The sequence below is a fragment of the Hahella sp. CR1 genome, from assembly GCF_029813005.1.
In the GTDB taxonomy this organism is placed as follows: Bacteria; Pseudomonadota; Gammaproteobacteria; order Pseudomonadales; family Oleiphilaceae; genus Hahella.
Map to the genome: position 1 here is coordinate 42,712 of NZ_JAPELK010000021.1, position 26,395 is coordinate 69,106.

The following is a 26,395-nucleotide window of genomic DNA, read 5'->3' on the forward strand; positions in this document are numbered from 1 at the left end:
CGGCTTTATACATGGCAATCCCGCATTCAACCAATGCGTCGCGCTACGCCTGTTGAACAGGCGCCTCCCGCTTTCCACCCGGAAAACCTTCTATTCCTGTCCTTTTTAGGGTATATCCGTGCTAGGACAGGACGTTTTTTTGATAACAGCAAACCGGCGAGCCGCATTGCCACTCCCATGAGCTCGCAGGGACTTTTGGTTAGGTTGAAAAATATGCTGACGGGACAATACCGGTATTCGCGGTTATGACACAAATGATGCCGATACCTCCACATCTCGCCAATACGCCGCACTCCCCGACTCAGGTGACCATCCCGCCCATGCCGGACTATAACGCCCGGGTGCTCGGCTATCTGGTATGCGCCGCCATCATCGTCGCCGGCATTCTGGAGGGGCATTTCGACGAGTACCTTATCTGGATCATTCCCGGCGCCATGCTATGGCCGCATATTCTGTATTTCGCCCTGCGTTTCTTCGATAAACAGAAGAACACCAAGGTCCGCCAGGGCATGATGGTGGTGGACGGTTTCCTATGCGGCGTGATTCTGGTGCTGATTAAATTCAGCGTCACCCCCACCCTGTTTTTTCTGCTGATGCTGAACTTCAGCTTCATAATCGTCGGCGGTATGAAAAGCTGGCTGTATGGCAATATCGCCTTTCTCGCCGGCTTTACCGTAGCGTCCATCTATTTTGGTCTGAGCTTTGCGCCGCCCACCCCCATGGTGGTCAGCATCATCGGCGGCGTCACCTGTTCGCTGTATGTCGGCGTCACTGCTTACTACACGCACCAACAGGCCCGCGCCCTGGTGCAGGCAAAGTCACAGATTCAGTTTCAGCGCGAGCAATCCATCGCCCTGTCCCATAAGCTGGCCAAATACCTGTCTCCTCAGGTATGGCAATCCATCTTCACCGGTGAGCGCGACGTGCGCCTGGAAACCCAGCGTAAACGCCTGGCGGTGTTTTTCTCCGACATCAAAGGATTCACCGAACTGGCGGAGGAAATGGAGCCGGAAAGTCTGACCGAGCTGCTTAACACCTACTTCAACGAGATGTCCCAGATCGCGCTTAAATACGGCGGCACCATCGACAAATTCGTCGGCGACAGCATCATGATCTTCTTCGGCGACCCCAGCAGTCGCGGCGCCAAGGAAGATACCTGCGCCTGCGTCATGATGGCGATAGAAATGCGCAAGCACATGAAAATTCTACGGCAGAAGTGGCGTAGCCAAGGCGTGCGCACGCCGCTGGAAATTCGCATGGGCATTAGCACCGGTTACTGCACCGTGGGCAACTTCGGAGCGGAAAACCGTATGGATTACACCATCATAGGCAAAGAAGTTAACCTCGCCAGCCGTCTCGAATCCATGGCGGCGCCCGGAGAAATTCTGGTATCCTACGAGACCTTCGCGCTGATCAAGGACACTATCATGTGCCGGGATAAGGGCGAAATTACGGTGAAGGGCTTCACCAAACCGGTGCCGATTTACTCCGTCGTGGATTTACGCCGCGACATCGGCGGCAATCAAAGCTTTATCGAGCATGAAACCGAAGGATTCGCCATGTATCTGGACGCTGGCAAGGTCAGCGCCCAGGCCAAAGAGCGCATACTGAAATCCCTCGAAAGCGCTGCGGAAAAGTTGCGTAACTAACCGCGCCCTTCCCCCACAAATTACAGAAGATTTGCAAGTAAACATCGCGCATCTCATGGCGTCGGCGACGCAGAGATGTGCGACATGGGTACATTTCAGTACACGGAGGTCGGCTTCGCCATGATCTAACCAAGTCGCGTCATCCCTCGACGCGCACCCCGCCCCAATTGCATTCACGCAGACCCAACAGGCGTCGGCGCGACTGTGCGCAATTTTTCGCCTTTCAAAATCAGGTTTTATATGTCACACAAGAAAACGCTACTCAGCGTCTCTCTGCTTATTTTTCTGGGCGCACTGGAGAAAACCATCGTCACCACGCCTCTTCCCGTCATCGGGGCGGAACTCAACGCCATGAACGATATCGCCTGGGTCGTCACCGCTTACCTGCTGACCGCCACCAGCGTCATTCCTATCTGCGGCAAACTGAGCGATCTGTTCGGCCGGCTCAAAGTGATCCTAGTCAGTCTGGGCATTTTCTCCATTGGCTCACTGCTATGCGCTCTCGCCAGCGATATGCAGTCGCTCATACTCGCCCGAGCCTTGCAGGGCGTCGGTGGCGGGGCTTTGATTTCACTGGCGTTCGTGGTGATTTCAGACGCCATTCCAGCACGGGAGATCGGCCGCTATCAGGGCTACATCTCCGTCATCTATGTGATTTCCAATATCGCCGGACCGGTATTCGGCAGTCTGTTGACGGAGCATATGAGCTGGCGCTGGATCTTCGCGATCAATATCCCCCTGGCCCTGCTGGCGGCTTTTATCGCCATAAGAAGCATCAAAGATAAAGTCGTCAAACGTGAAGATAAGTTCAATTGGGGCGGCTCGCTGCTATTAGTGTCCTCCACCACCCTGCTTATCTTGTTGCTGAGCGAAGACCTCAGCTTACCCCACGCCTTCTCGCTCGTTGGAGCCGTATTTATCGCCGGGGCCTGGACTTATCTGCTCACGGACAAAAAGCGCTCCGTCGTCCCGCGCCATCTGTTCAAGCTCCCCAACTACGCCGCCTGTATCCTGACAATGGGAGTAAGCCAGATCCTGATGACAGCGGCGTTAATTTACTTCCCGTTGCAAATGCAGGTGCAGAACGGCGTCAGCCTGACCCTCAGCGGCTATAGCATGCTGCTGTTCACTCTCGGCGTTTGCGTTAGCGCCTATTTTTCCGGCAAGCATATTGCCGCGACAGGGGCTTACAAGACGCACATTTTGGCGGGTTTCATACTGATCGCCGTCGCCTTCTTCCTGATGTTGATGAAAGTGGCGTTCGTGTCGCTGTTTCCAATAATTGGATTGGGAATCGGCTTCACTTTGCCAGGAGTGACCTGCGCGGTACAAAACGTGTTGCCCGCAGCGGACAGAGGCGTCGGCATATCCTTCTTTGGATACGTGCGGGAGTTAAGCGGCGCTGCTGGCGTGGTGATCTGCTCTACCTTGTACCACGGCAGTAGCTCCCTACAAGCGGCCTACAGCGGCTTCGGCGCGATATATCTCGCCATGTGCTTATTCGCCAGCCTGGCGTTTATTATTGTGGCGGGGTTTATCACCGAGAAAGAGCTGATGACCCAAGTGGCGGAATAGCATTGCCGAAAGGCCTGTGACTATTAGTAGCGAATGCAGTTGGCAGCCGCGCCAGACGTCTTCAGGCGCGGCTTGCCCTTGAAAGGACGAGGTGAGGTCTGAGCTACTGTCGCGGCAACTTGAAATTATCCGCCGGCAATGGGTAGTTGGAGCGCAATGGGTTGATATCCAGACCGCCGCGTCGGGTATAACGCGCATACACCGCCAACTTCTCCGGCTGATATCGTTGCATCAGCGCCAGATAGACCGATTCCACGCAATGTTCATGAAAATCCTGATGCGAACGCATGGAGACGATGTACTTCAACAGCGCAGCCTTATCCAATGGCTTACCGCGATAGTGAATATACAGTGTGGCCCAATCCGGTTGCCCGGTGACCGGACAATTGCTCTTCAACAGATCCGAACTCAGCGTTTCCTCCACTACATCGTCGCCCACCGGATCGGGCAGTAGCGATGCGTCAGGGGTATACACCTCCACCTCGATATCCAGACTGTCCAGATTTTCCGCCGCCTGCCAGAAGGAGGGCTCATCGCGCCAGTCTCTTGCCGACAACAATGTCACCGACACCTCGCCTTCCGCCGCCGCAGACAGGTCTTTCTGCATCAGCGCTTGCACCTCTTCACGGGAAGCGAAACGGCTTTGATTGAACGAGTTCAGGTACAGCTTGAAAGACTTGGACTCAATAATATTGAGGCTGTCGCAGCGAATGCGAAATACGCCAAGCGCCACTTCCGGCTTGCCTTTGCTGTTAAGCCAGGACAGCTCATAGCCGTTCCATAAATCTTCGCCAACAAAATCCGGCGCGTCGCTCAACCCCAAAGTCTCCCGGGATTTGGCGCGGGGGATCGGGGTCAGCCAGGACGGAGAGTATTCCTCAGGGTATTCCGTCGCCTTCCCCAGATGCGTATGTTTTTCCAGTTCCACAATTACTTCTCCAAACCGGTTAGGTGCGTATGCCAACGCCTTTGTTCAACAAGCGCATACTAAAGCTGAACAACGCGACGATAAATAAAAGAATCATGCCGTAGGCCGCGCCCAGGTTGATATCGCTAACGCCCAGCAGGCCATAACGGAAGGCGTTGATCATATACAGAATAGGGTTGATCAATGACACATTCTGCCAGAACTCCGGCAGGAGCGTGATGGAGTAAAAGACTCCGCCCAAATAAGTCAACGGCGTCAGAATAAAAGTCGGCACAATAGAGATGTCGTCAAACTTGTTGGCGTAGACCGCATTGATAAAGCCGCCTAGAGAGAACAGCACCGCCGTCATGAACACCACGCTGACCACCACTGGCACGCTGTGAATCTGCAGGTCGGTAAAATACAGGGAGATCGCCGTCACAATCACGCCCACCGCCAGACCACGGGCGACACCGCCGCCAACGTATCCCAGCAGAATGACGTAATTCGGTACAGGAGCCACCAGCAGTTCTTCAATGCTGTGTTGAAACTTCATGCCGAAGAATGAAGACACCACGTTAGCGTAGGAGTTAGTGATGACCGACATCATGATCAATCCGGGTACAATAAAATCCATGTAGGAATATCCGCCCATTTCTCCAATTCTCGGCCCAATCAGGTTGCCGAAAATCACGAAATACAACGTCATGGTGATCGCTGGCGGCAGCAATGTCTGCGACCAGATGCGGGTGAAGCGGCGCACCTCCTTGATCAGAATAGTCTGGAAGGCAATCATAATCGCGCTGTTCATGCCTGCGCCTCCTCTGCGTTCGCCGTACTGCCTGTCTCGTTCTTATCCTCGTTGACCATGCGGATGAACAACTCTTCCAGGCGGTTGGTTTTCGTGCGCATACTGCTCACTTTCACCCCTAACTGGTCCAACTGCTGGAACACCTCGTTCAGGCTGCGCTGTTTGTCCACATCCACTTCCAACATACCGTCGGCGGTAAGACGGGAACCATAGCCTTCCAGACGCGGCGCCTCTTGCAGACGACAAGTGAGATCCAGCACGAAGGTTTCCTGGTTTAGCTTATTCAACAGGTCGCGCTTATTGGTGTTTTCCAGAATCCGGCCGCGATCGATGATGGCGATGTTGCGGCACAAGGCTTCCGCCTCTTCCAGATAGTGAGTGGTCAGAATAATCGTGCGGCCTTCGTTGTTGACGTTGGTGAGAAAGGTCCACATGCTGCGGCGCAGTTCAATGTCCACGCCAGCGGTAGGTTCGTCGAGAATAATCAGCCGCGGCTCATGCACCAGCGCGCGCGCAATCATCAGACGCCGTTTCATACCACCGGACAACATGCGCGCCTGTTGATCCTTCTTATCCCAAAGCCCCAACTCTCGCAGATATTTTTCCGCATTATCCTTGGATGCTTTGGCGGGAATGCCATAATACCCAGCCTGGGTGACGAGGATATCGAATACTTTTTCGAACTGATTAAAGTTGAATTCCTGAGGCACAACGCCCAGTTGCAGTTTTGCTTTGACCAAGTCCTTATCAAGATCATGACCAAAGATGGAAACGGAGCCGGATGTTTTGTTCACCAGTGAAGACACAATGCCAAGGGTGGTGGACTTGCCTGCGCCGTTAGGGCCCAGCAGCGCAAAGAAGTCGCCCTCCTCCACATCGAGGTTGATGCCTTTCAAGGCCTCAAAACCGTTACCGTATATTTTTCTTAAATCGCGAATAGCCAGTGCGGTAGTCATAATTCTTTCTGATTCCTGCGGCCAGTGAAAGAGCGTCAGGCATAAGGGGCGCGCCAGCGGCCTGATTTACGGGAAGACTGTATAGATTGCGTCGCCGCCTGTTTTTTTCAATGAAAAAGACGGAATTAATCCTCCATTTCCCTGAAAACTGCGATGGGCTTCCTTTTTAGCGCCCGCCCACTCTTTATAATCTGCGTCAATAAGCGCCTGGATTAAGCGCACAGCAGCGACCACGCGCGCAACCTGTTGTTTGCAGACACAATAAACGGACGCTATTGGCCTGCAAAATAAATAATAAACAAAAGGAAAGCAGCGATGATGAAACGGCCGTTAAGAGCCATGACCCTGACGTTCGCCGCCGTGCTGGCGGGTTGTGGCGGCGGAGGCGAATCCAGCGACGACAGAGCGACCGCCTATCTTGGTTCACCCGGCGTGGCGGGCCTTAACTACCGCACCGCAAGCCAATCCGGCGTTACCGGCGATTATGGCGAGTTCAGATACTACCCTGGTGAAACTGTCACCTTCTTCGTCGGTGACGTGGTGCTGGCGCAGGACATTCCCATCAAACGATTCATGACTCCTATCGACTTTGACCCGACCTGGGAGCAAACCATCTATCCCGGCACAGAGGTCGGCGGTCTCAGCACTCATAAAGAGCAGGAAAAACAGGTGCTCAACGCGGAGTCCAATATCGCCGTCAATACAGCGCGCTTCCTGGTTTCCATCGACTTCGATTCCGATACGGAAAACGGCATTCAGGTTCGCGACTCCACGCGCGCAACGATTGAAAACTCCGTCAATGCCGCCGGCGTGGACTTTACTATCGATCCCGCTAACTTCGGCAACCTGGACGACCTCCCCGAAAGCCCGGAAAACCTCCTTGTGGCGGAGCTGTGTCTGCGTGAAGTCTGTTCCGACCTAACACCGCTGGAAACAGTCGCCGCCGCCTCAGTGGGCGTGAATTGGGTCAACACCCTCGGCTCCAATATCTTTCTCAGGGAAGGCGGGCATATCTTTCTGGAAAGCGAGCACATTGAGGCCAACGCTGGCGACACGCGCACTTTCACCGTACAAATCCGGCTGATTGATATTTCCGTAGGACTGGCGGATCTGGAAGTGAAAACGGTAGATGAACTACCGGATTCCGACGGCGAAATTCCAGACCCGCCCCGCTCCGTCATCGCAATCGTTCCCGACCCCACGCCGGAAAGCAGGGAGTTCAGTTTTATGATTACGGGAGAATCGGGAGAGGAAACGGAAATTGTGGTGAATATGCGTCTGGAAGGAGACTATCGCTGGTATCAGAAGGTGATGCGGGTAACGCTGCTATAGCGTCAACCGCATCACGCCTCATCATCCCATGAAGTGACGCAGGCTCCAGCGGCTGTTGGCGCCGGTCACCTGAAAGCGAGAGGCGTCGATGCCATAGGCTCCGCTGGGTAGACTGTGGGTGATGTGAAGATAGCTGTCTTCATTGCCCTGTTTGATGTTAAACGCCATCAAATCCACCACCTTGGCGGTTCGCAGCGGCGCTTTGTCTTCATCCAACAGCACCATCACGGTCGGCCATAACTTCCTTTCCATGTTGTGCTGAATAACCACGCCCACTTCGCGATTGCTCAATTCAACCGTGGCGCCGGTCGGGTAGATGCCGACGCACTGAATGAATTTTTCCACCAGGTCTTCCTGGAATTCAATATTGCGGGAATGGTATAGCGCCGTCACCGCTTGTAGCGAGGTCATCGCTTCCGCGCCAGCGCGCGGTTCCAGCATTTCCTGATAATGATCAACCAGCCCAGCTATCTTGGCCAGCAAAGGAATCTTGTCGCCAGTCACCCCTTGCGGGAAGCCAGAACCGTTGTGGCGCTCGCGATGATATTCCACCACGCTGATCACTCTTGGCGAAATAGTGGGGTCCGACTTGAGGATCGCCACGCTCATGTCCACATATCCTTTGTAGCGCTGGTACTGGGCGGCGTCCAGGAATTTGGCGCTTTGCAATAGCTCTTGCGGCATTTTCGCCTTGCCTACCTGGCTCAACAACAGGCCAGTGGCTAAATCCTTGAGGTAACTTCTGGAAAGTCCGAGCTGACGACCAAACACCAATCCCCAAATGCTGGCGGCTACTGAATGTGAGTAAGCGTACTCATCCCGTCTTCTGACACGGGACAACCACAGCATGGCGTCGGGGTTGCGAATAACGCTCTCCACCATCATGGCGGCGACTTCTTCAGTCTCGACAATATCCGGCGCCTGCCCTAAGCAAACATTGGCGAAAACGCGATCCAGCGCCTGATTTACCCGGTGCGTCAGCTTTTCCGCTTCTTTTACTTCATGCTTCAGCGTACTTTGGCGCTCGTATTTGGCGGGACGACGGATTTTAATAGGAGGAAGGGTCAGACGGTGCTCTTCAACGGATTTACCGGAAGACAATGAGCCTAATTTGAACAGCAGCTCTTCTTTGCCGCTGCTCTCCATTTTTTCATATTCGGTGCGCGTCAACGGCCGGTCGATGTATACCGAACGACAAAAGGACTGCAATGCGCGAATATCATCCGCGCTGCGAATATAAAAACCCTGAATAGGAAATGGAGTTTGATGCCATGGACGATCTAAATCCGCAACAAACATCCCGATTTGTAATTCACTTACCGCTATTTGTGTCTTCTTGGCGGCCATAGATACAACCTCATAGAGCGTCTGCTCTAAGCTCCACTACGACATGATGACTATATTTCCCGCAATAACGGAAAGAAGCCACTGCATTCGGTAGGCTTTCGGTTACAAAAAAATTAAGTTTTCTTACGCTTTGTACAAATATAGACAAGTTCTCACGGATTTTGCGGGAGGTGTCACACTTCTTCAGGCATCGCCGTGACATCAATCCGTTATGCAGACAATTTCCGAAAGCGCTGGCGGCCTGTCTTCCGACCCGCCGGCTTCCGCCCGCTTGACCGACACTATATAAGGAACGGAAGAGGCTTTGATATAGTCCAGATTACCGGAGCCATCATCCGTTTTAACTATTGTTCGCGCCGGCCAACAAGAAACCTGCAATTGCATAACCCGCCCCAGGTCGGCGATCCGGCTTGCTCCGTTTTCATCTGTGATCGCCCCGCATAAGGTCGTCGAATTAACTAACGCCTTACCTTCTAACGACAGATCCTGTCCTGGCTCCCCACACCAGACTACGCCAGACTCTTGATTCCCTCGACAGGCGTCGCCGCCCTGCCCTGGCTCCATGAACAGCAGCTCTCGATCACTGCATTGGGTGCGAAGCGTAACAGGAGTGACAGCGGTCACCTCTCCACTCACACTCTCCGTCGTCCGCCAGGAAATGAGAAACTCCCGTTCCTCTCCTGCAGAATTCTCGGCGACGAAACGACCGTAATGGGAATATTCCGTGGCGCAGCCGCCGAGCGTGCTTAATAAAGGAAGGAGCAACAGTATGCGCTCGGTATGGAGGCGAATGGTCATGACTTTCTCCAGTGTGGTTCAGGCTGTAGTTATTCCGCCAGGTATTCTTGCTTCGCTTTCTTCTTCTAACTCTTCTTTATTTGCCTTGCTTACAAGTCTTCCGTCAGCTTTTTTAAAAGGGGATGAGTTGCTTTAGGTCAGGCCAACACTGTTTTCGTCAATGCGCCTTAGCGACTTCACACCCAGTAATATAAGGACATAATCGTTGTTAAGCGCTTGTTCTTGCACGCAAAGCAGTTCGATTTTCCACACCTGCGAGGAGATTTCAAATAGCGGGTCCGATTTATGCGGGCTTGACACTGTTACAAAATTACTGAGAATTATTTTCATTATATTTACTTTTATTTGTTGGGAACTCTTTTCATGCAAAAAAAGACCGCCTCGGTTATCAAAGCCGCCCTCCTTTCCGCCTTCTGTTTGACGCCCCTTGCCGCTCAGGCTGCGGAGGAAGTCAACGTCTACTCCTATCGCCAGGAGTTTCTGATCCAGCCTTTGCTTGATACGTTCACCAACCAAACCAACATCAAGGTCAATGTCGTATTCGCCAAAGAAGGCGTGGCGGAGAGACTGAAGCGCGAAGGCGCCAACAGCCCCGCGGACCTGGTGTTAAGCACAGACATAGGACAATTGCAGGAACTGACTGACGCCAAAGTGCTGCAGCCAGTAAAATCCGACGTTTTAAACGCCAACATTCCGGAGCAATATCAGGCGCAGGACGACTCCTGGTTTGGCCTCACCGCCCGCGCCCGCGTTATTTACGCATCCAAAGAACGCACTGACGTAAAAAGCATTTCCTATGAAGATCTGGCCAAGCCAGAGTGGAAAGGCCGCATATGCACGCGCTCAGGCAAACACCCGTATAACATTGGCCTGATCGCTTCCATGATCGCCCACCACGGCGAAGCCAAAGCGGAAGAGTGGCTGCGCAGCGTAAAAGAAAATCTGGCTCGCAAGCCCCAGGGCAATGACCGCGCACAAGTCAAAGCGATTAAAGACGGCATTTGCGATGTTTCCCTAGGCAACAGTTATTACTACGGCTTGATGCTGACGGATGAGAATCAGATCGAATGGGCCCGCGCGGTCAATTTGATTTTCCCCAACCAGGAAAATCGTGGTTCTCACGTGAATATCAGCGGCGTTGGTCTGACCAAAAGCTCCCCCAACAAAGCAAACGCCATCAAACTGATGGAGTTTTTAACTGAGAAACTGGCCCAGAAAATGTACTCCGAGCAGAACTATGAATACCCGGTCAAACCTGGCGTAGAACCTTCTGGCCTGGTGCTTTCCTGGGGTGAATTCAAGCGTGATGAGCTACCTTTGTACAAAATCGGCGAACTGCGCGAGAAAGCCGTGAAGATGGTGGACAGAGTCGACTTCGACGGCTGATCGCACACAACGACCGCCCAATAACAAGCCGAAGCCTGTGCGCTTCGGCTTTGGCGGTTATAAATTCGGGAACTGACGGTAAGGTCACCCATTAATGGAAGCAGTATCAGCCCCGGTTATACGGGAGCTTTCCAAACACGCGACGACGGGCTCTCCAGACGCCCGCCGCTGGCGTTTTTTCAGCGCGATTGTCGCCTTGATCGCCGTCATCCCTCTGCTCGCCGTCATTTATGTGGCGTTTTTCCCTACAGAGAATATTTGGCCTCACCTGTGGAGCACAGTGCTGCCGCGCTATCTGGAAGCCACGTTCTTCCTGATGCTTGGCGTGGGCTTATTGGCCACTTTCTTTGGCGTGACCTCCGCCTGGTTGGTGGCGTTCTATCGTTTTCCTGGACGTAAACTGTTTTCCTGGGCGCTGCTACTTCCCTTTGCAGTGCCCGCCTATGTCATCGCCTACGTTTATACCGACTTACTGGAATACTCCGGTCCAGTACAGGCGCTGTTGCGGGAGTGGTTCGGCTGGCGCACGCCGCGGGACTACTGGTTCCCTCAGATTCGCAGTCTGGGCGGTGCCGTCATCATGTTCTCCCTGGTTCTGTATCCTTATATCTATCTGACCTGTCGGGCCGCCTTGATGGAGCAGTCAGACAGTTTATTGATGGCCAGCCGTTCTCTGGGCGCCGGAGCCTTACGCACCTTTTATCGCATTGTGCTGCCGATTATTCGTCCTGCTCTTGCGGTCGGTCTGGCGCTGGTGCTGATGGAGACTCTCAACGACTTTGGCACCGTCAGCTTTTTCGCCGTCCAGACGTTAACAGCCGGGCTTTACGATACCTGGCTAAACCTTGGCAATGTGGGCGGAGCGGCGCAAATCGCCGCATTGATGGTGGGCATCGCCCTGGCCTTGCTCTATCTGGAGCGCGCCTCAAGGCACAAGTCCAAGAGTTATCAAAGCGGCGGCCGCACACGCCCGCTGACGCCGACGCAACTCACCGGTAAGTCTGGGTTCATCGCCTCCGCATTCTGCTTCTTATTGGTATTTTTCGGCTTCCTGGTTCCTGCTTCCGTGCTTGGGTACTATTCCATCGAATATTTTGACGTCACCTGGAATTCGGAATTCTTCCGTCTGGCGATGAACTCCTTGCAACTGGCGACTATCGCCGCTGCGCTCTTAGTCGTTGTCGGGGCTTTGCTGGCCTACTCCCAACGTATCGCTCCCAGCGCCCTTAATAAATCCATGGCGCGTCTGGCCTCGGTCGGCTACGCCATGCCCGGCGCAGTGCTGGCCATTGGCGTCATTGTGCCTTTGGGCGCATTGGATAATGGCATCGACGGCGTCGCCCGCGACTATTTCAACACCAGCACAGGCCTGATATTCAGCGGCACCATCGCCGCCATCATTTACGCTTATTCCGCACGCTTTCTGGCGATTTCCCTTGGTTCCGCCGAGAGCGGACTGGGTCGCATCACTCCCTCTATGGATCAAGCCGCCCGCACGTTGGGGCACAGCTCTTTATCCATTCTCACCAAGGTGCATTTGCCGTTGCTCAGTCGCAGCATGCTGACGGCGGCGATTATCGTGTTTGTGGATGTGCTGAAAGAGCTGCCGGCCACGCTGATTCTGCGCCCGTTCAACTTTGAGACACTGGCGACGTATCTGTATCAGTATGCGTCGGATGAACTGCTGGAACACAGCGCGCTGGCCGCCATGTTTATCGTAGCGACGGGGATTATTCCCGTCATTTTGCTGAATCGGGCCAGTACGGCGAAACAATATTAAGGAAAGGCGTTACGCCTAATCGAGGAGCGGCCAGGAGAGCACACTCCCCTGGCCAAGACGATCGCTTACTGCCAGATAACCGGAGCTTTGGCGCTATACCATTGCTCAAGATGCGGCTTGTAGGCCTCTTCGATGACATTTCGCTTCAGCTTCATCGTGGGCGTCAGGAAATTGTTTTCGATAGTCCACTGCTCAGACACTACCGCCAGGAACTGCAAACGCTCATGAGGATCAACAGTGGCGTTGATGTCCTGCAGCAGGTTTTGCAAGCTCTTCTCCAATGTCTGACGGAAATCCGGGTTCGTCCGCTTCGGATAGGCGTCGTCAGACAGCATGACCAGACAGTGAGGCTGCGGATAGTCGGAACCGGCCACGCAAACCATCTCAATCTGCGGATGACTGATGATGCGGTTTTCAAGCGGCGCGGGCGCCACATACTTGCCCTTGCTGGTCTTAAACAGTTCCTTTTTACGCCCAGTCAACTTGAGACGACCCAGCTCGTCCACTTCGCCGAGATCGCCGGTGCGCAAAAAGCCGTCTTCGGTAAGCGCCTCCGTGGTTTTATCCGGCTCCTTGTAATACCCCATCATGGTGGCGGGACTTTTCACCAGGACTTCCCCGTCAGAACCCACGCGCACATCCACGCCAGGCAACGCCTCGCCGACAAAACCCACTTTGGTTCGTCCCGGTTTGGTCATATGGGAATAGGCGAAGTTTTCCGACATGCCGTAGCCTTCCAGCAACTCCAGCCCCAACCGGCGATACCAGCTGAGAATATCCTGGGACAGCGGCGCGGAGCCGCTGCCGGCGAATCTCACATACTCCAGCCCCAGACCTTTCAACACTTTCTTTCTGATCAGATGCGACACGCCGGGGATCTTCAACAGAAGATTCAGTTTTTCTTCCGGCATCTTGCTCAAAACCCCCGCCTGGAACTTGGTCCAGATACGCGGCACCGCCAAAAATAAAGTGGGCTTGGCCGCTTTCAGGTCGCGTACGAAGGTGTCCAGGGACTCAGCGAAGAACACGTGAAAGCCCGTGTACAGAGCGCCCATTTCAACCACAAAGCGTTCAAACACATGTGACAGCGGCAGGTATGAGAGCATCCGCTCATGGGAGCCGACATCCAGAAAGTTCACGACACCATCCGCCGCGAACGCCAGGTTATTGAAGGACAGCATCACGCCTTTAGGCATGCCCGTCGAGCCGGAGGTGTAGACAATAGTGGCCAGCTCTTCGTGATTCCGGGGCGGGCTTTCCTCCAGGGGATGCGTCTTGGCGACGATATCGTCCCAGGTGGGGAAGTCGTTGGGGGGACTCAATGGATAGGAAATACAGTGAATATCATCCGGCACGCCGGCTTTCATGGTGTCCCAGTCATCCAGTTTGCCGACGAACAGCACCTTGGCCTCGCTGTGCTCCAGAATCTGCCGAACGCTGTCCGCGCTCAATGTCGGATATAAAGGAACCGATACATAGCCCGCCATCCAAATGGCCAGATCGCTCATGATCCAGTGGGCGCAGTTTTTCGAGAGGATGGCCACCTTGGCGTCTTGCGGCAGACCCAGCGAACGCAGGTACGCCGCCATGCGTCGCGCTTCCTGCGCAGTCCGTTGAAAGGTGTAATCGACGGAAAGGTTATCGCCCATCGGCTGAGTCATAAAAACATCGCCGGGACGGCTTTTTTCCCAGTGGTAAAGACGTTGCAATGGGGTGGGAATATGCGTGTGCAGCTCCATAGTGTGTCCTTGCCTTCTTTTATTAGTATTGTTGGTTACTTATAAACTATTGATTATTAGACTTATTCATTGTACGGACAACTATCTTTGCGAACAGAGTATTCGTTGCGGATAGCGTCTTGGCTCTTCCGGCCCTTAATTCGATCAGCCGCAGTATGTGGCGGGTCCCTGACCAGAGTTAGTGTATCCCCTGCCTGCTTGTGAATCTGGGCTTGATTCGCAAAATATCCTAGTCCGATTGACGCAGCAAGCGCTGACTTTGCCCTCTCCAGCTTTTGAAAACTCTGTAAAACTTGTCCGCAAACGCCGTGAATCGTGGACCTGCCCCGCCAAGCGGCTATAATAACCCGCCAATACTGCATATATTGACATGTGCTCGTCGGAAGCGTGCGAGGCCGTTCCAATCACACCGCCACAGCCCCGGGTCGCCAGTCCTTTGTCGCAATATGGACAGCAGACTGACCACCGGACGCCGACAGTGAAAAGAAGGTTGAAGCGCGCGTTTTCTGAGGAGAATCCATTAAGAAGATAGGTCGAAGGCGTCCATCGCCAGGATCTTTACAACAGGAAAATAATAATGTCTTCTTACCGCTGCCGAAAATGCAAAAATGGAATTCTTATTGCCGCCGTGCAAGGGCACAACGAGACGGAACTTACAGAAACATATGAGTGCGACGCCTGCGGACATGTCGCAGTGATACCGTCGCGAATGATTATCTGCAGTCAGATGGTGACAAGCTTTATCGGCGGCCTGATTACCGCCTACCTGTTCATAGAACAGCTGTCGATATTCGTCACCGTCGTGCAATTTAATATAGAACGGAATCTCACCCAGAATATTGTGTTGCTGGTCGTCTCTCTGCTGTTTCTGGCGGGCTTCGGCTACACCCTCTATACGGGCATGCAGGGACTGGCGAAAAGGAAGTTTTATCTCAAAGCGCCGCAACGAGATAAACGGGTCCGCGCGTCATAGCGAGGGTTGACGCGGATTTCCGGTTTTAGAAAACTCCCCTGCCGACTATAATCCGGCTCCCGGCGCACAGGAGTCAGGCGGGCAAAAACCATAACTCATAAAGAGAGATCGTGTATGTCGAAGAAATTGTTGGTGGGCTTGTTGTCCTTGTTACCCTTCATGAGTCCGACGGCTCTGGCTGCTGACGAGAAATTCGTTGCCATCACCCAGATTGTTGAGCACCCCGCTTTGGACGCCTGCCGTAAGGGCGTACAGGACGAGCTCGCCGAGAGAGGTTTCAAAGTCGGCGAGAACCTGAAGTGGATGTACGAAAGCGCTCAGGGCAACCCGACTACCGCCAACCAGATCGCCAAGAAATTCGCGGGTGAAGAGCCTGACGTAATCGTCGCCATCGCCACGCCTTCCGCGATCACCGCCGCAGCGGCCGCACGCAACACGCCAGTCGTTTTCTCCGCCGTTACCGATCCTCTGGGAGCAAAACTGGTCAAGACTCTGGAAAAGCCTGGCGGCAAAGTCACTGGCACCATGGACATGCTTCCCATCGACAAGCACCTGCAACTGGTTAAGCGCATCGTTCCTGATGTGAAAACCATTGGCACGATCTACAACCCCGGCGAAGCCAACTCCGTCTCGCTGGTGGAAAGACTGAAAGCAGAAAGCGCAAGCGCTGGCCTGGTGCTGCGTGAAGCCGCCGTCACCAAGAGTTCAGAGATTCTGAACGCCGCGCGCTCACTGGTAGGAAAAGTCGACGCTATCTACCTGCTGACTGACAACACCGTCATTTCCGGCGTGGAAGCAGTCATCAAAGTCGGCGAGCAGAACAAGCTGCCGGTCATCGCCGCCGACACAGACACCGTCACCCGCGGCGCCATCGCCGCCTATGGTTTCAACTACTATGACGTAGGCAGACAGACCGGCGGTATCGTAGCGGATATTCTTGAAGGTAAAGCCCCTGGCGATATCGACGTACAAGGCGTTGAAAAGCTGGAGCTTTACCTGAACCCCGGCGCCGCTGAGCGCATGGGCGTCAAACTGGATTCCAAATTGTCTGAAGAAGCCAAGGAAATCGTAGGCGGCTGATCCCGCTCTCTCCAGGGCCTCAAGGAGAGGCCCTCTCCCATCATTGCAGTTGTTCCCGGAGGTACTTTTGTCCCAAATCGCTTTTCTTGGCGCTATTGAAGTCGGCCTTGTATTCGCCCTCGTCGCCTTCGGCGTGTTTCTGTCTTTCCGCATCCTGGACTTCCCCGACCTCACCGTCGACGGCAGCTTTCCTTTAGGCGGAGCGGTGTGCGCCACCCTGATTACGTTCGGCTGGAATCCCTGGCTGGCCACGCTTGCGGCGATTACTGCAGGCGCAATGGCGGGCGGCGTCACCGCCTGGTTGAACGTAAGGCTCAAGATTCTGCATTTGCTGGCCTCCATACTGACCATGATGGCGTTGTACTCCATTAATTTGCGCATCATGGGCAAGCCCAATGTCGCGTTGTTGGGCGAGCCTACTGTCCTCAGCGTATTTGATACCCTGGGCGTTAAGTATTACTACGCCGCCCCTATCGGCTTTGCTGTCGTAGTCATCGCCGTCGCCGGTTTTCTGTTGTTCTTCCTGAAGTCGGAACTGGGTCTGGCTATGCGCGCGGCAGGCGCCAATCCACATATGGCGAAGGCGCAAGGGATCAATACTGGTTTCATGATTATGGTGGGCATGGCGCTGTCCAACGGGTTGGTGGCGCTGGCTGGGGCGCTGTTCGCGCAATCCACCGGCAACGCGGACATCACCATGGGCGTCGGCGTTATCCTGGTTGGTTTGGCGTCGGTCATTGGCGGCGAAGCGCTTTTAACGCCTCGCACTATATTGCTGGCGCTGCTGGGCTGCATACTTGGCTCCATACTTTATCGTCTGGCCGTGGCGACCGCCCTTAACACCGACTTTCTGGGTCTGCAGGCGCAGGACCTCAACCTGATCACCGCCGCGCTGGTGGCCATGGCGATTGTTCTGCCTACCGCCAAACGCGCTGTATTCAAACCTGCAGGGAGGCCTTAAGCATGATCCAGGTATCCGATCTTCACGTCTGCTTTGGCCGCGGCACGCCGCTGGAAGTCTACGCGTTGCGGGGCGTCGACCTGACCATCCCGCAAGGGCAGTTCGTCACTGTTATCGGCAGCAACGGCGCAGGCAAAAGCACCCTGCTCAACGCCATCGCCGGTGAAATACAGCCGGAGTCCGGCAAAATCGTCATTGGCCATCAGGACGTCACCCAGGCGCCCACTCACAAACGCGCCAAAAATGTCGCCCGTGTATTCCAGGACCCCAAGCGGGGCACTTGTGAAACTCTCACCCTGGAAGAAAATCTGGCGTTGGCATTGGCGCGGGGCAAACGTCGCGGTTTGCGCCCGGCGATCAAGTCCGTCGACAACAAGCGCTTCAAAGAGCTGGTCGCCCGCCTGGGGCTGGGTCTGGAAGATCGTTTGGGCGATCAGATCGGCCTGCTGTCCGGCGGACAGCGTCAGGCGATGAGTCTGTTGATGGCCACCCTGCAGCCCATTGAGATTCTGTTGCTGGACGAACACACCGCCGCTCTCGATCCCAAGACCGCCGCCTTCGTTCTGGAGCTGACGGCGGAAATCGTCGAGCGGGAAAAATTGACGGTTCTGATGGTGACTCACAGCATGCAGCAGGCGCTGGACTATGGCGACCGCACGCTGATGCTGCACGAAGGCAAAATTATCTTCGATATTGAAGGCGAACAGCGTCAGTCCACCACCATTCCGGACCTGCTGAAACTGTTTGAGACCAAAAGCGGGCAAGGGTTGGCCGACGACTCACTGCTTCTGGGCTAGCCTCCAGCGCAATCTTACCGGCCACCCTATTCAGGTCGTTAACCCGGCGCGGCGGGAAAAACTTTGTAAATTACATTGAGCAATCCTCGCCGCGTTATCTATAGTTAGGATATAAAGCATAAACACCTGTCAAAACAGGCAACGGGCGATCGATCATCATTTACGGGTCATTTGCGCGGTAGTCCTTTAAATGCAAATTCAACAATTCATCCGGAAAAACGGTCAGTGGATGACGCCCCTCCCCGACCAACCGGATCATGACACGGTTTTGCTGCTTTGCTTCGGTCGGCAGTCCCTCCTGTTTTCCGATGGCGTCGACTCTTCATTACGTGAAAGTTTCCCCCAGGCCAGATTAGTCGGTTGCTCCACCGCTGGAGAAATCATGGGAACCAAAGTGCTGGAGAATACCCTGACCGTTACAGCGCTAAGCTTCTCCCGCGCAACCGTCGCCATCGTTTCCAGCCCAGTTCAGGACGATTCAGATAGCCGCGCTGTCGGCCGCAACGTTGCGCAACAGTTGCCGCCGGAAGGGCTGCGCCATGTGCTATTGCTGTCGGACGGTTTGAAGGTCAACGGTTCCGAACTGGTGCAAGGCGCGCAGGAAGCCCTGCCTCATAGAGTTAAAATTACAGGCGGACTCGCAGGCGACTATCAGGATTTCACTGATACGTCCGTCTGGGTCGACGCGCCAACGCATGAAGGGCTGGTGGCGGCGATCGGCTTTTATGGCGACTCGTTGCGCATCGGTTACGGCTCCATGGGGGGCTGGGACGCCTTCGGCCCTGACTGGCGCATCAGCAAATCCGAGCGCAACATACTGTTTGAATTGGATAAACATAGTGCGCTTTCTCTTTATAAAGATTATCTGGGCGATTACGCTAATGGGCTACCAGCTACCGCACTGCTGTTTCCCCTACTGGTCAAGCTCGCCGATAATCACTATGTTGTGAGAACGATTCTCGGCATCAATGAGTCGGAGCAATCCATGACCTTCGCCGGCGATATGCCTCAAGGCGCCGCCGCCCGATTTATGAAGGCCAATTTCGAACGACTCGTTGAGGGCGCCGCCTCAGCTGCGGAGCAAAGTCGCTTTTCCGGCGGACGGCAACCGCAACTGGCGTTACTGGTCAGCTGCGTCGGCCGCAAAATGGTGCTGAAACAGCGTACGGAAGAAGAAGTGGAAAGCGTTCGCGAGGTGCTCGGCGCCGACACCGCCATAAGCGGTTTCTATTCTTATGGCGAAATCAGTCCGGTAATCAATGGGGTTGGCTGCTCCCTGCATAACCAGACAATGACGATTACAACAATCAGCGAAGACTAAGAATGCAACATCAACCAAGCTTAATGACTCCCTATGCATAGGCTGTTAGAGCGTCAGTTGAAAAAACTTTTACCCGCCGATCTGCCACCGGAGCGGCTGCGCGCGCTTCTGGACGCAATTGACGCGGCTTACCTTCAGGCTGATGAAGAACGCAGCATGCTCGAGCGCGCCCTGGAGTTGTCTTCGCAAGAACTCACCAAACGCAATCAGGAACTGAAGCAGCAATTACAGGAAATCTCCACCACCAAACAGGAGCTGGAGAACTCGGTTTCCCTGCTTAACGCCACCCTCAACTCCACCTGTGACGGCATCATTGTGTTCGATCAGGACAATCGGGTGATCGCCTGCAATAACGTGTTTCTGAAAATGTTCGACATGCAGCAGGAAGTGGCGGAAAACATCAACAAACACCACATCCGTCCCTATTTGCGGGAAAAAGTGAAGAACCTGGATGAGCTGACCCGTCTCTGGGAGTTCAATAAACGCTTTAACCAGCGCTCCAGTTACTGTTTGCTGGAAATGAAAGACGGCCGTTTCATCGACTGCTACACCAACCCGCGTATTCATGAGGGCAAAGTGCTCGGTCGGGTGTGGAGTCTGAGCGATATTACCGAACTCAAGCGCAGCGAACAGCAGGCGCTGTTTCACTCCTATCACGACAGCCTGACCGGCCTGCCCAACCGCACCTTGTTCCACGAACGCCTCACTCATGCGATTGAGCGACGCGGCGGTCAGCAGCGGGATCTGGCGGTCATGTTTCTGGATCTCGACGGCTTCAAAGACATCAACGACTCCACTGGACTCGAAACCGGCGACCAGTTGCTCCAGATGGCCGCACAGCGCATCAAGGAGACCCTGCCGCCAGAGACGACGGTCGCCCGCTACGGCGGCGACGAGTTCATCGTCCTGCTGGAAAACATCAAGACATCCTTTGAGGCGACCCTGATTTCCGAACGCCTGCGTACCGCCATCGACCGCCCTTTCACGGTCGGCGAACAGACTTTCCATCTCACCTGCTCGATCGGCATCGCGCTCTACCCGACCGACAGTCGCGACGCTGACGCTTTGATCCGAAAAGCGGACATGGCGATGAATCACGCCAAGAGCCGTGGCCGCAACAACTGCCAGTTCTTCGCTGACGAATTCGAAATACTCACCTCCCATCGCTTGAGGATTCGCAACAATCTCAAATCGGCGCTGGAAAAGAATGAGTTCGATTTGCTGTACCAGCCGAAAATCGCTCTGCACAGCAATATGATTATCGGCGTTGAAGCATTGATACGCTGGCGTCGTCCCAGCGGCGAAGTGGTTTCTCCGGCGGAGTTTATTCCTGCGGCGGAGGAAAACGGTCTGATTATCGATATCGGCAACTGGGTCACCGAGGAAGCCTGCAAACAATTGCAGCGTTGGGGACGGGAAAATCACCATGACTTCTCGGTCGCCATCAATATCTCCCCGTTCCACTTTCAGCACGCGGATGTCCTGAGCACCATCACTCAGGCTTTGCGACGTTATTCCGTGCGGCCCGAACTGCTGGAAATCGAGCTGACGGAAAGCGCCTTGATGGAGGACATCGAACACACCATCGCAATACTGGGAGAGCTGCGCAAGCTGGGCATCAGTTGTTCTGTGGATGATTTCGGCGCCGGTTATTCCTCTTTGAATTACCTCAAGCGGCTGCCGGTGGACACTCTGAAAATCGACAAGATGTTCATCGACGACATCACCAAGTCACAACGGGATCTGGCGCTGGTCGACACCATGATCAACCTCGCCCACCATTTAGATATGCTGGTCGTGGCGGAAGGCGTAGAAACAGAAGAGACTGTCCATCTGCTTAAGGAGAAACACTGCGACCTGGCCCAAGGCTACTATTTCAGCCGTCCGGTCAGCGGCAAGATGATCAGTGAAATGCTGACCACCCGTTTGCAGGATCGCGCCTGACCGCCACCACTCATTTAGGCGCCGTTTCTATATTCCCACTCTTTGACAAGTCCGCTCTCTGTTAGAGTTCTTCAGGTCTGCCGCTGCGAAATGCGGATAAGGTGTAGGCCTCCTCCAGTTCATCCGCCGTCGCCACGCCACTGCTCATGAACAGCACGACTGTCTTACTGCGAAGCTTCTGCCTGAGCAGGTAAGCCGCCATGATGGGCGCGCCGCCTGACGCATCCACCATTTGCCGGGTATGATGCGCCGCCAGCGCCACGCCCTCGTATAACCGGTGTTCCGGCAGTAAAACAAAATCCGTTAGCGCTTCCGTATACAGGCTGAATGGCGTTTCAAAGGCTTTACTCATACCTAGTTCTTGTGAAAACGTACGGCTCTCCTGACGTTGCAGTGCGCCGGTTTTCCATGACAAGTAAGCGGCCGGCGCCGACTCCGCCTGCACGCCAATCACTTTTAACTTGGGATTAAGGACGCTCGACGCCGCCAGGGTGGAAGCAATGCATCCGCCCATCCCCACGGAGCCAATCGCCACGTCCGCTTCAGGCAATTCTTCAATCACCTCCAGAGCGGCGGTGGCGCAACCATGAATAAACTGCATTTCGTTGGCGGGATGCACAAAGTAGTAATCGCCATTTTCCTCCATACGACGCGCAATGCGTAACGACTCAGGAAAGTCGATTCCATTCGCGCGAACTTCCGCCCCTTGGTCCTGTATCGTTTGAATCAAAGACAGCGGGCTTTTTTCCGGTACTACCACCAGCGCGCACATGTTAAACAAGCGGGCGGCGCACGCCAGCGCCAATCCCGAAGCCCCGTTGGCGGCGGTGACGATGCGGGTGACGCCATTGCGCCGCAATTCCCACGCAAGATTGACCGCGCCGCGTATTTTTTGGCTGGCGGTGGGGTTATGATTCTCGTGTTTGATGTAGATATCCGCGCCTATCAGCCTGGAGAGGCTCTCATAGCGTAGCAATTGAGTAGGCTTGAGATTACGCGAAACCGTTTGACGGGCTTTGAATATGTCGCGAATATCAACGACTTGGTCCTTCATAAGTCAGTCTCAGGCAATGTGGGCGACGGCTAGCATATACGCAGGCGCGTTCAGGCGCTGTGACTGCATTCAAAGTAAAGAAATGTAACAAGGAGCAAAAGGACATCCATGCTAATTTCTCCAGCATCCCTGCATTCGCATTTGGGCGACGCCAAATATCGCATAATCGATTGCCGCTTCGCGCTCAACGACCCGGAATACGGACGCCACGCCTATCAGCAGGATCACATTCCAGGGGCCGTATACGCCGACCTGAACAAGGACTTATCAGCGCCGGTGATTCCGGGTAAAACAGGTCGCCACCCTTTGCCGGAGGTCCACCAGTTTCTGGGCTGGTTACAGCAGTCGGGAATCACCTCGGAAGATATCGTCGTTGCCTACGACGACGGCCCAGGCGCCTACGCATCTCGCTTGTGGTGGTTGTTAAAATGGCTCGGTCACGTAGACGTCCGCATTCTGGACGGAGGCCTGAAAGCCTGGCGCGCAGCAGGTTTTGAAATGTCCACTGAGCCAGCGACGCCCAAGCAGGTTGACGCTTACGAAGCGACGCCCGACGAGCGCCTGCTGGTGACGGCGGAGGAGTTGCACAGCAAGCTGAACGACGCGTCGGTCAATATTCTGGACGCCCGCGCCGCACCGCGATTCGCAGGTGAGATGGAGCCGATAGATCCCGTCGCCGGACACATCCCCAACGCGATCTGCGCGCCCTTTGAAGAAAACCTGACCCCCGAAGGCGTATTCAAACCGGAAGAAGAATTACGCCGTCGCTTCGCCAACTATTACGCTCACGGCAAAGCCTGGGAAGTCATTTGCTACTGCGGCTCCGGCGTCACCGCCTGCCACAACATCTTCTCCGCCCACCTGGCGGGCTACCCCATGCCCAAACTCTACCCCGGCTCCTGGAGCGAGTGGATCACCGATCCCAACCACCCCATTGCCGTTGGTAACGAGTAGCCCTCAGATATATAAACATCTCACTGGCGTCATTTTATTAGCAATGACGCCTTTGTAACGTTCAATTAATACTGAATTTAAACCAGTTATCGCCCTGCCCCGTTATACACTCTCGCATGCCTTCATAGGAACCTGAGCATTTCATAAAACAGCAATAACCTGACAAGCAAATAAAGGCCTTCTATCTTCCTCAAACAACATGCCCTTCGCCTGCCATGCGACAAAAACTTTAAATTTACACCGTAAAGATAACTATTTATCACAAATCAGCCACATTACAAAATGTAACTACTGGTTTCAAAAAACTATAAACCGGCCTCACCTCCCCAACAAATAACTCATCATTTCGAGAAAAATAGATATAAAATCCACGAAATTAACAACATTTATAGCGCATCGACAGTATTTATAAATTCACTTAAAGGCAACTTTCCTTAAGTACTTAATGCGGTTGATAAAGGATTTTAAAGAGCCGTAAATTACTTCTCTTTCTCACATCAAGTTCTCGCTCACAAATTTATTTTCGAAAACAACACTAATTAATTGAGAATTATTTACATCAGGGATAGGTACAAAAATGTCAATTTCTAATCAAGACAATGGAAAGTGGATTTCACTACATCCTTCCCAAGAGGAAGTTTATTTTGATCAATTAATGCACCCGGGAAGCGCTCATTATAATATTGGCGGATACTTCAAAATAAAAGGCAGACTTAACATTGAAAAGTTCAGGGAAGCCATAAGAAAGTCAATCTACTCGATTGACTTATTTGGAATACAGTTCGATTTTTCTGGCGATTATTTAAGGCAGAAATTTGATTCGTCCAATCGTAGCGTTGAAGTTTCATATTTTGACTTCTCCAAAGAAGAAAACCCTTCACTAATCGCCAAAAGGTGGATTAATAGATATTTCTCAAATCCCTTTGACATCAACCAAAAATACCTATATGAAAACGCATTACTCAAAATAGATAATTCAATCTACTGGTGGGTCAATAAGTCGCACCACATATTAATAGATGGATTAGGATACATTAACTATGGAAAAATAGTTTCACAGTCATATACCAACCTCATCAACGGTGAGTCACTGGAGTGGCTAACCAGAATCCCTTCCTACCGAAATTGTATAAGTAGTTCAAAAAACTATTTTTCATCTAAAAAACATCAAGAAGATAGGCTCTACTGGATAGACCAGTTCAAGTCTCCACCCTCTCCCCTTCTGACGCAAAAGTACGCATTAAGAAACCAAACAAGCGAGCACTACTCGCTTGCACTACCTGCAGAGAATGCAGACCATATAAAAAAACTGGAAAGGACACTTAACGCATCCTTGCTTAAGCTTACGATCGCTGCCTTATCCATCTATTTCTCCAGGACAAACTCTATCGGCACACTTACATTCGGATTACCCGTCCACAATAGACGTAATAAAGAAGAAAGACTTACCGTTGGGATGATGGTAGGCATCATTCCATTTAAGTCGAATTGTTATCCTGATATGACATTGTTCGAGCTTATAAAGGGAATATCTCAACAATTAAAGCAGAACTATAGACATCAACGATACCCTATTAGCCATTTGAAGCGTGATCTAAAAAAAATCTCCAGCCATACAGGCGAAATATTCGATGTGCTCATAAACCATGAGCCATTTAATTTGGATTTGCGTTTTGACAGCCTCCAAAGTTCATTTGAGCATCTGTCAAGTGATGATGAGATGACGCCTCTACAAGTCAGGTGGTGCGACTACGGCGCCAATCAACCTTTACAGCTCAAGCTCAGCTATAGAACTGATTATTTTTCAAAAGATGAGGCTGCATTATTAGCGGACAGTATAGTCCAAATGCTACTCAGCTTTGAGCAATATCATGATCAGTCTATCGACCTCATTCCAATCCTCACTCAACCAGAAACCCAGCAACTGCTCATCGACTGGAACCAGACCTCCGCGCCCTACCCAGCCGAGCAATGCATCCATGAGCTGTTTGAAGCCCAGGCGGCGCAATCCCCGCATGCGGTGGCTGTAATGTTTGAAGACAACGCGTTGACCTATGGCGAACTCAACCAGCGCGCCAATCAGCTGGCTCATTACTTAATCGAACAAGGAGTTAAACCCGACGCGCTGGTAGGCCTCTGTGTGGAGCGCAGCCTGGACATGATCATTGGATTACTGGGCATCTTGAAAGCCGGCGGCGCATACGTGCCTCTGGACCCAAGCTACCCTATGGAGCGACTGGGTTACATGATCGAAGACAGCGGCGTTGAGCTGATCGTGACTCAAACGGCGCTAAAGAGATCCATTCCTCCTCTGGCGAACATATCCTCTATTTGCCTGGATGCGGAAGACCATCAGCAATTACTTTCTCTGTGCTCCGATAGGAATATAGCTAAAGACCGTCTGCAACTGACTTCGCAGCACCTGGCGTATGTGATTTACACCTCCGGGTCGACGGGTAAGCCGAAGGGCGTTTTACTTGCGCATCAAGGGCTGGTTAATTTGGCGCTGGCTCAGCAATCCTTGTTTGAGGTTGCCGCATCCAGCCGGGTATTACAGTTCGCTTCGCTTAGTTTTGACGCCGCCACCTGGGAATGGTGCATGGCGCTGGCAGCTGGAGCCTCCCTATATATCCCTGCACAAGAGACAATAACTTCAGCTAAAGCACTTTCCACTTTCGTGCAGCGTCAACAGTTAACGCACGCGACCTTACCACCTGCATTGCTGCCTGTTTTAGATATTGATCAGTGGAAGAGTGTTAAGCACTTAACCGTCGCCGGAGATAGCTGTCCTTTATCACTTGCACAGCAATGGATGGTTAACCGGAATTTCCATAATGCTTATGGACCTTCAGAAGCAACCGTTTGTTGCTCGGCTTATTCCCTGACAGGCCTCTCTATTGTTTTACCTATCGGCTCTCCCATCGCCAACGTTAAGCTCTTTGTATTATCGCCGAACCAGTCACTACAGCCTATTGGCGTAGCTGGCGAACTCCATGTTGGCGGCGCGGGTCTCGCTCGCGGTTACTTAAAT

22 protein-coding genes are annotated in these 26,395 nt (G+C 53.3%); 14 read left to right on the top strand and 8 right to left on the bottom strand.

Going from position 1 to position 26,395, the window contains the following annotated elements:
- Positions 1 to 245 precede the first annotated feature (245 nt).
- Complete coding sequence (locus ONV78_RS29900; RefSeq protein ID WP_279508220.1) at positions 246 to 1,649, top strand: adenylate/guanylate cyclase domain-containing protein; 1,404 nt, start codon at positions 246 to 248, stop codon at positions 1,647 to 1,649.
- Positions 1,650 to 1,889: 240 nt separating this feature from the next.
- Positions 1,890 to 3,224, top strand: a complete 1,335-nt coding sequence (locus ONV78_RS29905; protein ID WP_279508221.1) for an MDR family MFS transporter — start codon at positions 1,890 to 1,892, stop codon at positions 3,222 to 3,224.
- A gap of 103 nt (positions 3,225 to 3,327) precedes the next feature.
- On the opposite strand, the gene queF is transcribed toward ONV78_RS29905, so the two are convergent.
- From queF to ONV78_RS29925, 4 genes are all read right to left on the bottom strand, one after another.
- The gene (queF, locus tag ONV78_RS29910) at positions 3,328 to 4,152 is read right to left on the bottom strand and encodes an NADPH-dependent 7-cyano-7-deazaguanine reductase QueF (RefSeq protein ID WP_279508222.1); all 825 of its coding nucleotides are present in this window, start codon (positions 4,150 to 4,152) and stop codon (positions 3,328 to 3,330) included.
- A 19-nt stretch (positions 4,153 to 4,171) separates the two neighbouring features.
- Positions 4,172 to 4,942, bottom strand: coding sequence for an ABC transporter permease (locus ONV78_RS29915; protein WP_216737399.1), 771 nt, complete (start codon positions 4,940 to 4,942; stop codon positions 4,172 to 4,174).
- Complete coding sequence (locus ONV78_RS29920; RefSeq protein WP_279508224.1) at positions 4,939 to 5,898, bottom strand: ABC transporter ATP-binding protein; 960 nt, start codon at positions 5,896 to 5,898, stop codon at positions 4,939 to 4,941. The genes ONV78_RS29915 and ONV78_RS29920 overlap by 4 nt, the downstream gene beginning before the upstream one ends.
- 66 nt (positions 5,899 to 5,964) lie before the next feature.
- Positions 5,965 to 6,132, bottom strand: coding sequence for a hypothetical protein (locus tag ONV78_RS29925; protein ID WP_279508225.1), 168 nt, complete (start codon positions 6,130 to 6,132; stop codon positions 5,965 to 5,967).
- An 81-nt stretch (positions 6,133 to 6,213) separates the two neighbouring features.
- Here ONV78_RS29925 and ONV78_RS29930 point away from each other — a divergent pair, with 81 nt between their 5' ends.
- Positions 6,214 to 7,230, top strand: coding sequence for a hypothetical protein (locus ONV78_RS29930; RefSeq protein ID WP_279508226.1), 1,017 nt, complete (start codon positions 6,214 to 6,216; stop codon positions 7,228 to 7,230).
- A gap of 21 nt (positions 7,231 to 7,251) precedes the next feature.
- Here the strand turns inward: ONV78_RS29930 and ONV78_RS29935 are convergent, their stop codons facing one another.
- Both ONV78_RS29935 and ONV78_RS29940 read right to left on the bottom strand, forming a co-directional pair.
- Complete coding sequence (locus tag ONV78_RS29935; protein WP_216737396.1) at positions 7,252 to 8,577, bottom strand: DUF3391 domain-containing protein; 1,326 nt, start codon at positions 8,575 to 8,577, stop codon at positions 7,252 to 7,254.
- 201 nt (positions 8,578 to 8,778) lie between these two features.
- Entirely contained in the window at positions 8,779 to 9,375 is a 597-nt protein-coding gene (locus ONV78_RS29940) for a hypothetical protein (protein WP_279508229.1), read from the bottom strand.
- Between ONV78_RS29940 and ONV78_RS29945 the strand changes: the two genes are divergently transcribed.
- The 3 genes from ONV78_RS29945 (at position 9,374) to ONV78_RS29955 (ending at position 12,541) form a co-directional block, all read left to right on the top strand.
- Positions 9,374 to 9,511 carry a hypothetical protein gene (locus ONV78_RS29945; protein WP_279508230.1) on the top strand — a complete coding sequence of 46 codons (138 nt, stop codon included), beginning with the start codon at positions 9,374 to 9,376 and terminating at the stop codon, positions 9,509 to 9,511. The genes ONV78_RS29940 and ONV78_RS29945 overlap by 2 nt on opposite strands.
- A gap of 227 nt (positions 9,512 to 9,738) precedes the next feature.
- Positions 9,739 to 10,761, top strand: a complete 1,023-nt coding sequence (locus ONV78_RS29950; RefSeq protein ID WP_216737393.1) for a Fe(3+) ABC transporter substrate-binding protein — start codon at positions 9,739 to 9,741, stop codon at positions 10,759 to 10,761.
- Between the two features lie 94 nt (positions 10,762 to 10,855).
- Complete coding sequence (locus ONV78_RS29955; RefSeq protein ID WP_279508231.1) at positions 10,856 to 12,541, top strand: iron ABC transporter permease; 1,686 nt, start codon at positions 10,856 to 10,858, stop codon at positions 12,539 to 12,541.
- A gap of 65 nt (positions 12,542 to 12,606) precedes the next feature.
- On the opposite strand, the gene ONV78_RS29960 is transcribed toward ONV78_RS29955, so the two are convergent.
- The gene (locus ONV78_RS29960) at positions 12,607 to 14,280 is read right to left on the bottom strand and encodes an AMP-binding protein (protein WP_216737391.1); all 1,674 of its coding nucleotides are present in this window, start codon (positions 14,278 to 14,280) and stop codon (positions 12,607 to 12,609) included.
- Positions 14,281 to 14,857: 577 nt separating this feature from the next.
- Here ONV78_RS29960 and ONV78_RS29965 point away from each other — a divergent pair.
- The 6 genes from ONV78_RS29965 to ONV78_RS29990 all read left to right on the top strand — a co-directional run bounded on the left by ONV78_RS29965 (position 14,858) and on the right by ONV78_RS29990 (position 21,356).
- A complete protein-coding gene (locus tag ONV78_RS29965; RefSeq protein ID WP_216737390.1) occupies positions 14,858 to 15,253 on the top strand; it encodes a hypothetical protein in 396 nt (131 codons plus the stop codon).
- Between the two features lie 114 nt (positions 15,254 to 15,367).
- Entirely contained in the window at positions 15,368 to 16,333 is a 966-nt protein-coding gene (locus ONV78_RS29970; RefSeq protein WP_279508233.1) for an ABC transporter substrate-binding protein, read from the top strand.
- A gap of 67 nt (positions 16,334 to 16,400) precedes the next feature.
- On the top strand, positions 16,401 to 17,294 hold the full coding sequence (locus tag ONV78_RS29975) for an ABC transporter permease (protein WP_216737388.1): 894 nt from the start codon (positions 16,401 to 16,403) through the stop codon (positions 17,292 to 17,294).
- A gap of 2 nt (positions 17,295 to 17,296) precedes the next feature.
- On the top strand, positions 17,297 to 18,091 hold the full coding sequence (locus ONV78_RS29980; RefSeq protein WP_216737387.1) for an ABC transporter ATP-binding protein: 795 nt from the start codon (positions 17,297 to 17,299) through the stop codon (positions 18,089 to 18,091).
- Positions 18,092 to 18,281: 190 nt separating this feature from the next.
- Positions 18,282 to 19,412 (top strand): FIST N-terminal domain-containing protein, encoded by a 1,131-nt coding sequence (locus ONV78_RS29985; protein ID WP_279508234.1) that lies wholly within the window; start codon positions 18,282 to 18,284, stop codon positions 19,410 to 19,412.
- A 33-nt stretch (positions 19,413 to 19,445) separates the two neighbouring features.
- Positions 19,446 to 21,356, top strand: coding sequence for an EAL domain-containing protein (locus ONV78_RS29990; RefSeq protein WP_279508235.1), 1,911 nt, complete (start codon positions 19,446 to 19,448; stop codon positions 21,354 to 21,356).
- Between the two features lie 61 nt (positions 21,357 to 21,417).
- Here ONV78_RS29990 and ONV78_RS29995 read toward each other — a convergent pair whose 3' ends face one another.
- Positions 21,418 to 22,410, bottom strand: a complete 993-nt coding sequence (locus tag ONV78_RS29995) for a PLP-dependent lyase/thiolase (protein ID WP_279508236.1) — start codon at positions 22,408 to 22,410, stop codon at positions 21,418 to 21,420.
- A 108-nt stretch (positions 22,411 to 22,518) separates the two neighbouring features.
- Between ONV78_RS29995 and ONV78_RS30000 the strand changes: the two genes are divergently transcribed.
- Both ONV78_RS30000 and ONV78_RS30005 read left to right on the top strand, forming a co-directional pair.
- The gene (locus tag ONV78_RS30000) at positions 22,519 to 23,364 is read left to right on the top strand and encodes a sulfurtransferase (protein ID WP_279508237.1); all 846 of its coding nucleotides are present in this window, start codon (positions 22,519 to 22,521) and stop codon (positions 23,362 to 23,364) included.
- A 577-nt stretch (positions 23,365 to 23,941) separates the two neighbouring features.
- The coding region (locus tag ONV78_RS30005; RefSeq protein WP_279508238.1) for an AMP-binding protein at positions 23,942 to 26,395 on the top strand (2,454 nt) is incomplete at its 3' end.